Genomic DNA, 13,556 nt, shown 5'->3' on the forward strand with positions numbered 1-13,556 from the left:
AACTCCCAAAACAACATTTTATTAATATTTATAGACTGCTTAGATCTAAATACCTACTACTCAATACTAAATACTAATGCTAATTCCTCAAAGCCTTCCCTTTGGTCAACATATGTTGAATACGTTCTAAAGTTTTGCGCTCGCCGCAAAGCTCTAGGAATGCTTTTCTTTCAAGATCTAAAAGGTATTGCTCGGATACTTCTGTTGGTGCGGACAAATCACCGCCACACATGACCCAACCTAATTTCTCAGAAATTTTCTTGTCATGATCGGAGATGTAATTCCCGGCACGCATAGAAGAAGCTCCAACGTATACAATCCCTAAACCTTGATTACCCAGCACTTTGATATCATTTCTTGGTGCTGGTTGGATGTAACCTTCATCGGCCAACTCGATAGCTTTCGCTTTCGCATCCGCTAACAGTCGCGCACGATTCATCGTAATTGCATATTTACCTTTTTCCAAATAACCAAGTTCATACGCCTCTACTGCTGAAGTAGATACTTTCGCTTGTCCGACAGTAAGAAAACGATCTTTCAACGTATTTTGTGTAATCTGATCCTCTTTGTATTCATCCGATGCGCGCAAAGCAAACTCTTTCGAGCCTCCACCACCTGGGATAACTCCAACTCCAAATTCCACTAAACCCATATAGGTTTCCGCATGCGCTTGAACAAAATCAGCGTGCATAGAAAACTCACATCCACCACCTAGTGCCAATTGGAATGGCGCAACAACCACTGGAATTGATGAATAACGTATGCGCATAGAGGTATTTTGGAACATACGGATTGCCATGTTCAACTCATCGTAGTCTTGCTCTACTGCCATCATGAAGATCATTCCGATATTAGCTCCAGCGGAGAAGTTTTTACCATCATTGCTGATCACTAATCCGCGATATTCTTTTTCGGCTAAATCGATCGCTTTATTGATCCCCTGAATGACATCACCACCAATTGTGTTCATCTTTGTATGGAATTCACAATTGATAATACCATCACCTAAGTCGATAATAGACACCCCGGAATTTTTCCAGATTGTTTTTGTATCTCGGATATGATCCAAGACGATCAAATCTTCCGTTCCTGGAATAGGTTTGTACGATTTGGAAGCAATATCATAGAAGTGACGAACGCCATTTTCTACTTTATAAAACGATTCGAATCCTGCGGCTAACATATCATGAACCCAACTAGCGACTTCACCATCTTGACCTGGAAGACGTTTCTCTTCTTTCTTAATTTTTTCAATCGTTTCTCGAACGCCTAGTGCATCCCATACTTCGAATGGACCAATTTCCCAACCGAATCCTGCACGCATAGCGTCATCGATACGGAAGAAATCGTCAGTAATTTCTGGAACACGTTTAGAAACGTATTCAAACAAAGGATAATGCATTGCACGGAACAGTTCTGCAGCCTTGTCTGTACCTTGCTCATAGACTTTCATTCTTTTACGAATGTCTTCTACGGCTTTCGTTGCCTCCAATGTAGCAGATTTAACCTTTTGCTGTGTTCCAAATTCAAAAGTCTTTAAGTTCAATGAAAGGATTTCGGAATTCCCATTTGCATCCTTCACTTTCTCGTAAAAGCCTTTCTTTGTTTTCTCACCTAACCACTTATTTTCTACCATTTTGGTGATAAAGGCAGGCAATTGAAATACGCCTTTTGCCTCATCATTGGGAGCGTTCTGAGCAAGACCATTCGCAACATTGACCAACGTATCTAAACCAACAACATCTGCCGTACGGAAGGTTGCCGATTTAGGATGTCCCATTGCAGGGCCAGTATATTTATCGACCTCTTCAACCGTCAGGTTCATTTTCTCCACTAAGTGCGTAAGTGCAAGCATAGAGTAAACACCGATACGGTTACCAATAAATGCTGGTGTATCTTTACATAAAACTACTGTCTTACCTAACATCTCATCTCCAAACTCCATTAAGAAATCAACAACTTCTTTCTTGGTGTTTGGCGTTGGGATTATCTCTAATAATTGTAAATAGCGTGGTGGATTGAAAAAGTGGGTTCCACAAAAGTGGGTTTTAAAATCTTCCGAACGTCCTTCCTCCATTAAATGGATTGGTATACCTGAGGTATTTGATGTAATCAACGTCCCTGGCTTGCGGTATTTCTCGACTTGGTCGAAAACTGATTTTTTGATATCCAACCGTTCTACAACAACTTCAATAACCCAGTCTACCTGCGCAATCTTATGCATATCATCCTCGAAATTTCCAGTAGAAATCCGCTTTACAAAAGACTTGCTGAATAAAGGCGCTGGATTCGACTTGATAGCCGTGTCCAATGAGCTGTTTACAATACGATTGCGAACAACTGGACTCTCGAAGGTCAAGCCTTTGGCCTCTTCGGCAGGCAAAAGCTCACGTGGAACAATATCCAATAATAAAACCTCCACACCTATATTAGCAAAGTGGCAAGCAATTCGCGATCCCATTACCCCGGATCCTAATACAGCTACTCTTTTAATATGTCTATTCATATCTTCTTATTTTTTTATGACTTATTGCGCTACTTTACTTTCTGGCGCATAGTTTATTGCTAATTCATTAATCTTAGCCAAAGCTTTGATTAGGCTCGTACGCTCTCTGTCTGAAAATGAATTGTTCAGAAATTCATTAAACTCGCGAACAACATCTTTGGCAACGCCACGCTTCTCCCTGCCCAATTCGGTTAAGAACACTTTGACAGAACGCTTATCGGTTTCGCTGGTTTCTCGATAGATGAACCCTAGGCTCTCTAAATTGTTCAACACACGAGAAAGTGAGGTTGTCTTCACCCCTGTTGAATTGGCAATTTGAGAAACCGGAGTACCCTCACGATGAATATTAATTAAAATGTATCCAGCAGCTTGCGTAAAGCCATGCTGTGAAGCAATGACATTATATTTATTCGCAACCGTCTGCCAGGCTGTCTTTAAAAAATAATCTATGGTATTATCTTGGCTCATACTTGGAAAGCTTATTTATTATGCAAGCATAACAAATTTAACAGATTGATTTTAAAAAACAAACTCTTTTGTGATTTTTTAATAAATCTTTGACACAGTTGAATTAATTTATATTAAACATGGTAATCACCATGTAAGTTTTAAAAATGTGGAAAACTTTTACAATCTGATTTTCAGTTAATTATATAATATTTAAAATGGGTTATAAACAGCGAGGCGCATTTTCCACTTTTTATTACATTAACTTTGTACACAAATTAAATTAACATGGCATTAGTAAATATCCCAAGATTAGATTTAACGCATTATACCGCGGGTACTCCAGAGCAACGTGCTCAGTTTGTGCAAGATTTAGGTAAGGCCTTTAATGAAACTGGCTTTGTAACCATTGCAAACCATGGTCTTTCTGACGAACTAATCGACAGTCTTTATGACAATGTAAAAACGTTTTTTGGCCTAGCAGAAAATATTAAACGCCAATATGAGTTTCCTGAATTAGCGGGACAACGTGGATATACTGCAAAAGGCAGAGAGAAAGCGAAGGATTCTACAACGCCCGATTTAAAAGAATTTTGGCAACGTGGTCAAACGATCGTTGGCGAGGAATACTCAAAAACAGATTTCCCCGACAATCCTGAGGTGACGGAACTTCCATCCTTCAATATAACAACTGCAGAAATCTACAAGAAATTGGAAGATGCAGGCCGTAATCTATTAAAAGCAATCGCGAATTATTTAGAGCTTCCAGAAGATTATTTCGAAAAATATGTAGTGAATGGTAATTCTATTTTACGCGCAATTCACTATTTCCCTATTGAAAACCCAGACGCTATATCGCCAGAAGCGGTACGTGCAGGTGCGCATGAGGACATCAACTTAATTACCTTGTTAATCGGAGCAAGCGCCGACGGTTTAGAGGTATTGACAAAAGACAATGAATGGTTCCCAATTAGAGCGAAAGGAAAAGATATCGTTGTAAATGTTGGTGATATGTTGCAGCGCTTAACAAATAATAAACTTAAATCAACAACCCACCGAGTTGTAAATCCACCAAGAGAGCATATGGGTACTTCTCGCTTTTCAGTTCCTTTCTTTTTACATCCGAAAGCGAGCATGAGTTTAGCAAGTTTAGAATCTTGCATAGATGCAGAACATCCTAAAGCGTATGAAGATTACACCGCAGGACAATATTTAGACGAACGTTTAAGAGAAATTGGCTTAAAAATGTAAATTAAGCTCCCTACATAATAAAAAAGGACAATCTGAGAAAGATTGTCCTTTTTTATTATCCTTCAATAGCAACATGAAGATTATTTAGAACTACTCTTCAATCTGAAGTCTAACCGATTTGGGAAGCGCTTTTACAATCAATTCGTAGCTATGATCAATAAGTTCTATAAGTTGCTTATCATTTAATTGCCGATTCGCATGCACAGTATTCCAATGCTTCTTATTCATATGATAACCCGGCTTTACAGTATTTTCATATTTCTCGCGAAGCTCAACAGCGTATTCAGGATCACATTTAACATTGAAGCTTAACTCTTCAAATTGATCTAAACCCACCAGCAGAAACACTTTGCCCATCACCTTAAAGACTAGCGTATCCGGCCCAAAAGGTGTTTCTTCGGTCGCTGCATTTTTGGAAATACAGTAATCTCTCAATTCTTCAATATTCATACAGCCAAAACTTTCTGATTAATATAGGTTAAAAGTAAATTATTAAACGAGTGTCTCCAACAATTGGTTTTTATTTTTTTTTAATCAGAGACAATTCGAATCAAAATCAAAAACAGACCAAACGCTTTTCAGTCCCAACACCTGTTGGTTCTGGAAGGGGACTGATTCGGAGCTTATTCGGAAGTGAAAGGGATGTGAAAGGGATGTGAGCGAACTAGGCCCGAGTAAAAATAATATACTAGACCTTACAAAAAAAGAGATCTTGTAAACAAGATCTCTTCTAAAATATTTAAACTAAATAGTTACTGCCCGCTGCCGAACCTTTATTCAGCCAAGGCTGCTTGTAACTCTTTCTGAATTTCTTCGCCTTTATCGTCATTGTACCAGCGTTGAATAGCCTCTTTAATTTCTGGGAAGGGCTTTCCATCTGCTTTCATCTCGTCAAAAATTGTCTGCAAAGCCAATGGTCTAGGTCCCCAAACAATTTTATCATGTCCAACGTCATTTCGAATAATCAATTTAGGAATTGATTTGCCGCCGTTTGTTAAATACTCATCGATCAGAAAAGGTTCTGTATCGCGCAATTGAATATCTAAGTCAATAAACGGATTGTCTTTTACTATATTATAGATTTGCGCTACCGAATGGGCAGCATCACCACACCAAGGTTCAGTGATCAAAATCCAATGTTGTTCATCTTTGATGCGCTGAATACAAGCTTTCATCTCTTCCGATGGCTCAAATTTCTTCAACCATCTATTCATTCTCGACCAGTTTAACTTGGTGTAATTTAGATATTCAGCATCATTATGGTAGACTTCGTATTTTTCAGTATTTTCTAAAATATCCTCGAAGTACCTCTGGTATTCATCAAAATTCATTTTGGACTAATTTTCATCAAAAATACAGAATAATAATATAATTCAGAAAAAAGCTGACGAAGGTCATGGTTTTATACAAATAATATGAGGCAAAGATGACTGCTTTTTTGGGTATTGAGCCCTTCAAAAATGACATATTGTCACAGAACCATGACAATTAACTGTCGGAATGCACGTTTTCTAGGCAGAAAATGTTAAAACAATCCTTTGGCATAAGCGTTGATGAGTATAGAGAAATTAACAACGTAAAAAAGAAAATATATATAAGATATGTCAAAAATTATAGGAATCGACTTAGGAACTACCAACTCATGTGTTGCTGTAATGGAAGGTAACGAACCGGTAGTTATTGCAAACAATGAAGGGAAACGTACTACGCCTTCGATTGTGGCATTTGTAGATGGTGGCGAACGTAAGGTTGGTGACCCTGCAAAGCGTCAAGCTATCACTAATCCTCACAAAACGGTATATTCCATTAAACGTTTTATGGGTACCTCATACGACGAGGCAAAAAATGAAATTTCACATGTACCATACAAAGTGGTAAAGGGCGACAACAATACACCTCGTGTAGAAATTGACGACCGTAAATATACTCCACAAGAGATTTCTGCTATGATTCTTCAAAAAATGAAGAAAACAGCAGAAGATTACTTAGGACAAGAAGTATCACGTGCAGTAATTACAGTTCCGGCATATTTTAACGATGCGCAACGTCAAGCAACAAAAGAAGCTGGTGAAATCGCTGGTTTAAAAGTAGAACGTATCATTAACGAACCTACCGCAGCAGCGCTTGCATATGGTCTTGACAAAGCAAACAAAGACATGAAAATTGCGGTGTTCGACTGTGGTGGTGGTACACATGACGTTTCAGTATTAGAATTAGGTGACGGTGTATTTGAAGTTAAATCTACTGACGGTGATACTCACTTAGGTGGTGATGACTTTGACAACGCAATCATCAACTGGTTAGCGGCGGAATTTGCTGATGAAAACAATGGCTTCGAATTGAAGAAAGATGCGATGGCATTGCAACGTTTGAAAGAAGCAGCTGAGAAAGCGAAAATTGAGTTATCAAGCACAACGTCAACAGAGATCAACTTACCATACATCACTGCTGATGCGACAGGTCCAAAACACTTAGTACGCAATTTATCACGTGCAAAATTTGAAAGCTTAGTAGCGCCTCTAATTGAACGTACAATCGAGCCTTGTCGTACAGCATTAAAGAACGCAGGTTTCAGTACTTCGGATATTGATGAAGTAATCTTAGTAGGTGGTTCTACTCGTATCCCTGCTATTCAAGATGCGGTTAAGAAGTTCTTCGGAAAAGAGCCTTCAAAAGGAGTTAACCCAGATGAGGTTGTTGCATTAGGTGCTGCAATCCAAGGAGGTGTCTTAACAGGAGAAGTGAAAGATGTATTATTATTAGACGTTACTCCACTTTCTTTAGGTATCGAAACTATGGGTGGTGTTATGACTAAATTAATTGAATCAAACACAACGATCCCTACACGTAAGTCTGAGACTTTCTCGACAGCGTCAGACAACCAACCTTCTGTAGAGATTCACGTATTGCAAGGTGAACGCCCAATGGCTGGACAAAACCGTACATTAGGACGTTTCCAATTGACAGATATTCCTGCTGCTCCACGTGGTATCCCTCAAATCGAAGTAGTATTCGACATCGATGCGAACGGTATCATTAAAGTATCGGCAATTGATAAAGCAACTGGAAAAGAACAAAATATCCGTATTGAAGCTTCATCAGGTCTATCTGACGAAGAAGTAAAACGCATGAAACAAGAAGCAGAAGCAAACGCTGAAGCAGACAAAAAAGTAAAAGAAGAAGTTGATAAGTTAAATGCTGCAGATGCATTAGTTTTTTCTACGGAGAAACAACTGAAAGAATACGGTGAAAAGATTTCAGCAGATAAGAAAGCGCCAATTGAAGCAGGTTTAGAGAAATTAAAAACTGCTCATGCTGCTAAAAACTTTGAGGAAATCGAAACAGCATCAACTGAGTTACAAAACGCTTGGAATGCTGCATCTGAAGAAATGTATGCTGCATCACAACAAGGCGCAGGACAAGAGCAAGCACAAGGTCAAGATAACGCAGGACAACAAGCCAATAATGGTGGAAAACAAGGCGGTGCAGACGATGTGCAAGATGTAGACTTCGAAGAAGTAAAATAAAAAAATAGTACAATACGAAAAGGTCCGATTCAGTTGAATCGGACCTTTTTGTATTATATAACGCCAATGTTCTGATAGTGTTTTACACGCATACTTCTAATGGCAATATGCATACTGGATTTGCTGATAAGCCGCATATATGTCCACCTAACAACTAATCAACCACCACTCAGCAGGCTCAGCTTGATCAAGCGAAAAATCTACTTCTGTTCATCTTTACGATAATGTCTTAATATACCTTTATCGAATACCGTCCATAGACCACTTGGCATATTTGCTTTTTTAAGACCTTTATTCGCCCAAGTATTGCAAGAGAAGAATAGGTTGTAAGCTCCCTTTGCTTCATAAAATGCATCATCCTGACCGTATTGAGCCTTCGTATCAATTAAAATTGATTTGCCTAGTTCATCTTTATCGATTGAATTAATAATATAGTCACTTAATGCCTTAAATTGGGCACTATCAATCATGACTTTATAACAATGATCATTTTCAATCATTACATTATAGTAGGTAACATGTAGAGCTGTTTCTCCAATCCCTAAACCAGCTACTAATGCCGTCTTTAAAGTCAAATCTTTCCATTCTGGCGTATGGAGATAAAATCCCTTATCGCCCCACCCGATAGAAACATATTGTTGAATTTGATTTTTGCCTCGTGTATTGGCTATCGGAAAGATCGTGTTCCAGTCTTTGAATTCATTTTTTATCGGCAATACAATATCAGTGTGTACACCATTCGATAAGACATATACTTCGATATTTTTTGGTAATGAAACGCTTTGCGATCTGGGGGAAGGTATACGAGAAAACAGGGCGTCGGCAGCGAAATAAAGTGCTGCAAATCCAATAAGGCCAAGAATCGTATAAACAATGGCTAGCATAATTTTTTTCATAGTGCGATGAATATTATGCTAATATTGGGAAAAGAGATGTAAAAAAATAATGGCAGGTTAAAAACCTGCCATTAAATAGCTATGTAATAACTTTTCTTAGAATAGTTTTTCAGGATAGACTCCATCAGCAACTAACTTTGAAATGCTCTCTTGTACAATTGGTTTATCCTCAACATATGTTACGCCGAACCATTTTGAGGAAGTTGGTATCACGCGGTAATCTGCTATTCCTTCTTTAACCATGTAATCTGGAATCGTAGGAATGAAGAACTCCGATTTCGGATTTTCAGCATTATCTTCTACAAACTTTGGAAACAACCCTAAAGCAATATCAAATACTTTCGGTGTGAAGCCCCAGAAATTCATCGAAACACGTGTATCAGCAGCTAACTCAGACTCTACTCCGTTTTCTTCATAAACGATTTTCTTATTTCCTGCATCATCAGTTTTATAAAAAATGTTTACTCGCTCTGTAACTGATTCCATGTGACCTTCAGCGTTTACTTCGCAAACTCCTCTAGATACATATCCATAATCAGACATCGTATTACCTAATTCAAACCCCATTAGCGACATATGCGTATCGTTAACATCATTTGTCAGGAAGTTTGCCATTTTTTGAAATGCATCGTAACCATAGAAATCATCTGCATTGATTACACAGAAAGGTCCGCTAACCTTATCCTTTGCGCTCATCACTGCGTGGGCGGTTCCCCAAGGTTTGGTACGCTCAATCACGCGATCTACACCGAATTTCTTAAGATTAAAATCTTGGAAGGCATAATCGACTTCGATTTTACCACTTAGTTTAGCGTCAAATTTTTCGCGCATTACTTGCTCAAATTCTTCGCGAATAATAAATACTACTTTTCCAAAACCAGCTCTAATAGCATCATAAATGGAATAATCGATAATCGTTTCGCCGTGTGGTCCGAAGCCATCAACTTGTTTTAATGAACCATAGCGGCTAGCCATTCCTGCTGCCAGAACTACCAAAGTAGGTTTTCCCATAATTAACTTGTTTTATGTTTAGTATTTTAATAGCGTTGCAAATATAGTATTTTATCTATTTCTTTTTGAAAATCGAATTAAGGATTCCTGTAGCAATTTTCCCTAACAATTTTGCGCCCTCTCTTGCTAACGTTCGCGAGGCCTGATTTTGGGCTGCTTCTAGCGGGGTTTGTCTACGCGAACCTGACGAAGATTTTGATTTACTAGCCTTCTCCTCTTCTTTTCGAGCCTCTTCCGCAGCTTCTTGTTGTTGAAACTGCCCCATTCGTTCTTCAATTATTTCTGATGCCGTACGTCTTTCAACACGCTCTTGGTATTTTGCGGCATAGTCAGAACCGTTCACCAAGTCCGTATAAACTTGCGGTGCACAGGGACCCATGACCGCTCTAGCAGGAACGAGATGCGTAGCAACAACTTCTGTCGGAATACCTTTATCGTTTAAGACAGTTACTAATGCTTGTCCTGTTCCAAGTGACGTTAACACCTTGTCAATCTCATAAAACTCGGAGGTAGGATATGTTTTCACTGTTTTGCGAAGATTCTCGGCATCGTTCGGCGTAAATGCGCGCAACGCATGTTGAATTCGATTTCCTAACTGTCCTAACACACTTTCTGGAATATCCGTCGCCGCCTGCGTACAAAAGAAGACGCCTATCCCCTTTGAACGAATTAAACGGACAATCTGTTCAATTTGCGTTAGAAATGCTTTAGAAGCGCCGTTGAATAGCAAATGTGCTTCATCAAAGAAGAACACCAATTTAGGTTTGTCGAGATCTCCAACTTCGGGAAGTTGTTTGAATAATTGCGCCAGTAAACTAAGTAGGAACGTAGAAAACAACAGTGGCTGATCTTGTATGTCAGAGATATTCAAGAGCGTAATGACGCCTTTCCCATCTACTTTTCCAAATAAATCATTAATATCGAATTCCTTTTCACCAAATATATGTTCCAAGCCTTGTTGCTCTATAGCTACGATCTTGCGAAGGATGGTACTCGCCGATGCGGCGCTAATTTTTCCATAATCTGCTTTGATTTCATCCGCCCCCGGGCCTTCAGACAAATAGCTTAGCAATTTCTTAAGATCCGGAAAATCAACGATAGGAAGCTGGCTGTCATCAGCATATTTAAAAATGGCACTTAGTACGCCAGACTGTGTATCATTTAAGTCCAGTATTCTAGACAGTAAAACCGGACCAAAGTCCTCCACAGTCACACGCATTGGTGCACCTAGCTTACCACTTAAGGAAAACAATTCAATTGGAAAACTTGCTGGTACGAACGGGATACCAACCGCGTTACCACGCTCGATTAATGCATCATTGGTTTTCCCAGGTTCGGCAAGACCAGAAAGATCACCCTTTACATCTAACATCAATACTGGAACACCGGCATCTGACAGCTGTTCTGCCATCAATTGCAGCGTTCGCGTCTTTCCCGTACCTGTTGCACCGGCAATCAAACCATGTCGATTCATCATCTTCAACGCCAAATTCACTTTGGCATCAGTAACTACTTCACCATTTAATATACCAGACCCGAGTTGTATAAATGCTCCTTTAGGGCTATACGAACTGCTAATTTTATCGATAAACTGTTGTGTTATCATAGATATTTTATCAAAAAAGATCGCAATAAATAAAGATAGTATTCTAATTATAAACTTAAGTAGAATTCTAATATTAACAAATTGTTAGCCAATCAGGATTAAATACATAGTTTTGTCATCATTTCACAATTTAATTCCAAAAAAAGTGGTTTTTTAAAATTTAATTTTATTTTTGTGGAGTTTATGATTGCAAGGGCACATTTTTTTTCGAAGGCACAACGCATTTTAGCGGCGAAGTTATGCTTCTTTATCTTCTTCACGAAGATGCTGATTAGCATGACGCCAATCTTCGTTGATGTGCTAGACAAAGGAACTGTATTGCAAGTCGTGATGCAATTAGAAATTGAGAATACGGCTAAAGGCAATAACAGTAACAATGAAGACTTGCATGAGCATAGTATCAAAATTTTCAAACCTGACGCTATTGATTTCCTTAGCTTCAACCCTACGGTAGAAAATTCTGGACGTACAAAACATTATCTTAGAAATGAAAGGACAATCTGTGCCTTCCATCCACGCGTACCAACTCCGCCTCCTAACGCGTAATTCAACATTCATTTTCTTAAAATCGCCTTTCTGACCCCGTTTTGCTAGGTCTTAATGGCAGTATTGGCGATCTATTACATCGTTTAATGTTGAATTTTAAAAGCTTATTTAATTATGTTAGGAACACGTGTGTCTGCTTTTCTCAAACTATCGAAAAGAGACTTAAAATATGACTTACCTGCAAGTATTGTAGTATTTTTAGTGGCATTGCCACTATGTTTAGGAATTGCCATGGCTTCTGGTGCACCATTATTTGCTGGTGTGTTAACTGGAGTGATTGGTGGAATTGTCGTTGCATCGATTTCAGGATCCGCGCTGAGCGTGAGTGGTCCAGCGGCGGGATTAACCGTTATTGTATTAGGTGCAATACAACAATTAGGCGCTTATGAGACTTTCTTATTAGCTGTAGTGTTAGCCGGTGTTATTCAACTAGTACTAGGTGTATTGAAAGCTGGTATGATTGGAAACTACTTCCCTTCATCGGTTATTCTAGGTATGCTAGCGGCAATTGGTATCACCATCATCTTAAAGCAAATTCCTTTGGCTTTTGGGATGACTGAAACACATGCTTTTGAAGTCGAAGACGGCGGAGGAATTGCAGCGTTTACAAATACCATCTTCTCGAGTATCAACTGGGGAGCAACAATTATCTGTTTGTTGTCACTTGCGGTCTTAATTTTCTGGCCTTCGTTCAAGAAGCTTAGCAAAATTCCTGCACCACTAATCGTTGTTATTTTAGGTGTTGCATTAGGATTTGCTTTCCAAGGGACAAGTTTTGCTTTGAACCCAGATCACTTTGTATCCATTCCTGTGGTATCTTCATTTGCTGAATTCAAAGGCTTGTTCATATTCCCTGATTTCACACAAATCGTGAGTAAAGATGTATGGGTAGTAGCATTTACAATTGCTATTATTGCAAGTTTGGAAACCCTTTTAAGTATCGAAGCGGTTGACAAAATTGATCCTTTCAAGCGTAACTCTCCAACCAATAGAGAATTAATAGCTCAAGGTATCGGTAATATGTCAAGTGGTTTATTAGGAGGCTTACCGTTGACTTCGGTAATTGTACGATCATCGGCTAATGCAAACTCAGGTGGTAGAACGAGACAATCGGCTATATTACATGGTATTTGGTTGTTAGTTGCACTATTGGCTATTCCAACAGTAATAAATTTGATTCCTTTGGCAGGTCTTGCTGCTATCTTATTACACACAGGTTTTAAATTAGCAAAACCAGCGTTGTTCAAGCAGATTTATAAAAAAGGGTTAGATCAATTCATTCCATTCTTCATTACAGTTGCAGCAGTCGTATTTACTGACTTATTAACTGGTGTTGGAATTGGTATTGTAGTGGCGACCTTCTATATCTTGAAGGCGAATATGACCAATGCTTATCAATTTAATATTGTTCAAAAAGAAGAAGCTGATATGGCCGTGCTAACGCTAGCAGAGGAAGTTACATTCCTAAACAAAGCGCCTATCCAACAAAAGCTATATAACTTACCAAAAGGTGTAAAGTCTGTTGTCATCGATGGTCATAAGAGTAAATTCATTGACAAGGATGTTATTGACGTAATTAAGGATTTCGAACAAAATGCATTAAGTAAGGGTTTATCGATTGAACTAAACGATGTGACCTATAAGCAAAAGCCGTTGAATGGTAATTTTCGCTTAAAAAAACAAAAACTTCAAAAAGTAGTTTAATTAATTCAAAGAAATGCTGAAACTTGTGCAATCCTTTCGGGTTGCCATAAAATCATATTGAC

General features: G+C 38.7%; 11 protein-coding genes. 4 read left to right on the forward strand and 7 right to left on the reverse strand.

Annotation, left to right across the window (positions count from 1 at the left end; genetic code table 11):
• Window positions 1-79: 79 nt before the first annotated feature.
• Together GFH32_RS15875 and GFH32_RS15880 are read right to left on the reverse strand one after the other, a co-directional pair.
• A complete protein-coding gene (locus GFH32_RS15875; RefSeq protein ID WP_153512522.1) occupies window positions 80-2,506 on the reverse strand; it encodes a 3-hydroxyacyl-CoA dehydrogenase/enoyl-CoA hydratase family protein in 2,427 nt (808 codons plus the stop codon).
• Between the two features lie 21 nt (window positions 2,507-2,527).
• Entirely contained in the window at window positions 2,528-2,974 is a 447-nt protein-coding gene (locus GFH32_RS15880) for a MarR family winged helix-turn-helix transcriptional regulator (protein ID WP_153512523.1), read from the reverse strand.
• 267 nt (window positions 2,975-3,241) lie between these two features.
• On the opposite strand from GFH32_RS15880, the gene GFH32_RS15885 reads away from it, so the two are divergent.
• On the forward strand, window positions 3,242-4,204 hold the full coding sequence (locus GFH32_RS15885; RefSeq protein WP_153512524.1) for an isopenicillin N synthase family dioxygenase: 963 nt from the start codon (window positions 3,242-3,244) through the stop codon (window positions 4,202-4,204).
• 90 nt (window positions 4,205-4,294) lie between these two features.
• Here the strand turns inward: GFH32_RS15885 and GFH32_RS15890 are convergent, their stop codons facing one another.
• Together GFH32_RS15890 and GFH32_RS15895 are read right to left on the reverse strand one after the other, a co-directional pair.
• Window positions 4,295-4,654, reverse strand: a complete 360-nt coding sequence (locus GFH32_RS15890) for an MmcQ/YjbR family DNA-binding protein (protein WP_153512525.1) — start codon at window positions 4,652-4,654, stop codon at window positions 4,295-4,297.
• A 323-nt stretch (window positions 4,655-4,977) separates the two neighbouring features.
• Window positions 4,978-5,535 (reverse strand): thioredoxin family protein, encoded by a 558-nt coding sequence (locus GFH32_RS15895; RefSeq protein ID WP_153512526.1) that lies wholly within the window; start codon window positions 5,533-5,535, stop codon window positions 4,978-4,980.
• Between the two features lie 270 nt (window positions 5,536-5,805).
• On the opposite strand from GFH32_RS15895, the gene dnaK reads away from it, so the two are divergent.
• Complete coding sequence (dnaK, locus tag GFH32_RS15900) at window positions 5,806-7,731, forward strand: molecular chaperone DnaK (protein WP_153512527.1); 1,926 nt, start codon at window positions 5,806-5,808, stop codon at window positions 7,729-7,731.
• 200 nt (window positions 7,732-7,931) lie between these two features.
• Here the strand turns inward: dnaK and GFH32_RS15905 are convergent, their stop codons facing one another.
• From GFH32_RS15905 to GFH32_RS15915, 3 genes are all read right to left on the reverse strand, one after another.
• The gene (locus tag GFH32_RS15905; RefSeq protein ID WP_153512528.1) at window positions 7,932-8,627 is read right to left on the reverse strand and encodes a TIGR02117 family protein; all 696 of its coding nucleotides are present in this window, start codon (window positions 8,625-8,627) and stop codon (window positions 7,932-7,934) included.
• Between the two features lie 96 nt (window positions 8,628-8,723).
• On the reverse strand, window positions 8,724-9,638 hold the full coding sequence (locus tag GFH32_RS15910) for a nucleotidyltransferase family protein (protein WP_153512529.1): 915 nt from the start codon (window positions 9,636-9,638) through the stop codon (window positions 8,724-8,726).
• A 55-nt stretch (window positions 9,639-9,693) separates the two neighbouring features.
• The gene (locus GFH32_RS15915; protein ID WP_153512530.1) at window positions 9,694-11,244 is read right to left on the reverse strand and encodes a helicase HerA-like domain-containing protein; all 1,551 of its coding nucleotides are present in this window, start codon (window positions 11,242-11,244) and stop codon (window positions 9,694-9,696) included.
• Between the two features lie 183 nt (window positions 11,245-11,427).
• Between GFH32_RS15915 and GFH32_RS15920 the strand changes: the two genes are divergently transcribed.
• Together GFH32_RS15920 and GFH32_RS15925 are read left to right on the forward strand one after the other, a co-directional pair.
• Window positions 11,428-11,790, forward strand: coding sequence for a hypothetical protein (locus GFH32_RS15920; RefSeq protein WP_153512531.1), 363 nt, complete (start codon window positions 11,428-11,430; stop codon window positions 11,788-11,790).
• A 114-nt stretch (window positions 11,791-11,904) separates the two neighbouring features.
• The gene (locus GFH32_RS15925) at window positions 11,905-13,494 is read left to right on the forward strand and encodes a SulP family inorganic anion transporter (RefSeq protein ID WP_153512532.1); all 1,590 of its coding nucleotides are present in this window, start codon (window positions 11,905-11,907) and stop codon (window positions 13,492-13,494) included.
• Window positions 13,495-13,556: the final 62 nt, after the last annotated feature.

Origin of the sequence: Sphingobacteruim zhuxiongii (assembly GCF_009557615.1) — a bacterium.
Classification (GTDB): Bacteria; Bacteroidota; Bacteroidia; order Sphingobacteriales; family Sphingobacteriaceae; genus Sphingobacterium; species Sphingobacterium zhuxiongii.

What these genes read in the sequence shown, in the direction of transcription:
- dnaK (WP_153512527.1), top strand. Translation starts at nt 5,806, where the DNA reads ATGTCAAAAATTATAGGAATCGACTTAGGAACTACCAACTCATGTGTT.
- GFH32_RS15925 (WP_153512532.1), top strand. Translation starts at nt 11,905, where the DNA reads ATGTTAGGAACACGTGTGTCTGCTTTTCTCAAACTATCGAAAAGAGAC.
- GFH32_RS15915 (WP_153512530.1), bottom strand. Translation starts at nt 11,244, where the DNA reads ATGATAACACAACAGTTTATCGATAAAATTAGCAGTTCGTATAGCCCT.
- GFH32_RS15905 (WP_153512528.1), bottom strand. Translation starts at nt 8,627, where the DNA reads ATGAAAAAAATTATGCTAGCCATTGTTTATACGATTCTTGGCCTTATT.
- GFH32_RS15890 (WP_153512525.1), bottom strand. Translation starts at nt 4,654, where the DNA reads ATGAATATTGAAGAATTGAGAGATTACTGTATTTCCAAAAATGCAGCG.
- GFH32_RS15880 (WP_153512523.1), bottom strand. Translation starts at nt 2,974, where the DNA reads ATGAGCCAAGATAATACCATAGATTATTTTTTAAAGACAGCCTGGCAG.
- GFH32_RS15920 (WP_153512531.1), top strand. Translation starts at nt 11,428, where the DNA reads ATGATTGCAAGGGCACATTTTTTTTCGAAGGCACAACGCATTTTAGCG.
- GFH32_RS15875 (WP_153512522.1), bottom strand. Translation starts at nt 2,506, where the DNA reads ATGAATAGACATATTAAAAGAGTAGCTGTATTAGGATCCGGGGTAATG.
- GFH32_RS15895 (WP_153512526.1), bottom strand. Translation starts at nt 5,535, where the DNA reads ATGAATTTTGATGAATACCAGAGGTACTTCGAGGATATTTTAGAAAAT.
- GFH32_RS15910 (WP_153512529.1), bottom strand. Translation starts at nt 9,638, where the DNA reads ATGGGAAAACCTACTTTGGTAGTTCTGGCAGCAGGAATGGCTAGCCGC.
- GFH32_RS15885 (WP_153512524.1), top strand. Translation starts at nt 3,242, where the DNA reads ATGGCATTAGTAAATATCCCAAGATTAGATTTAACGCATTATACCGCG.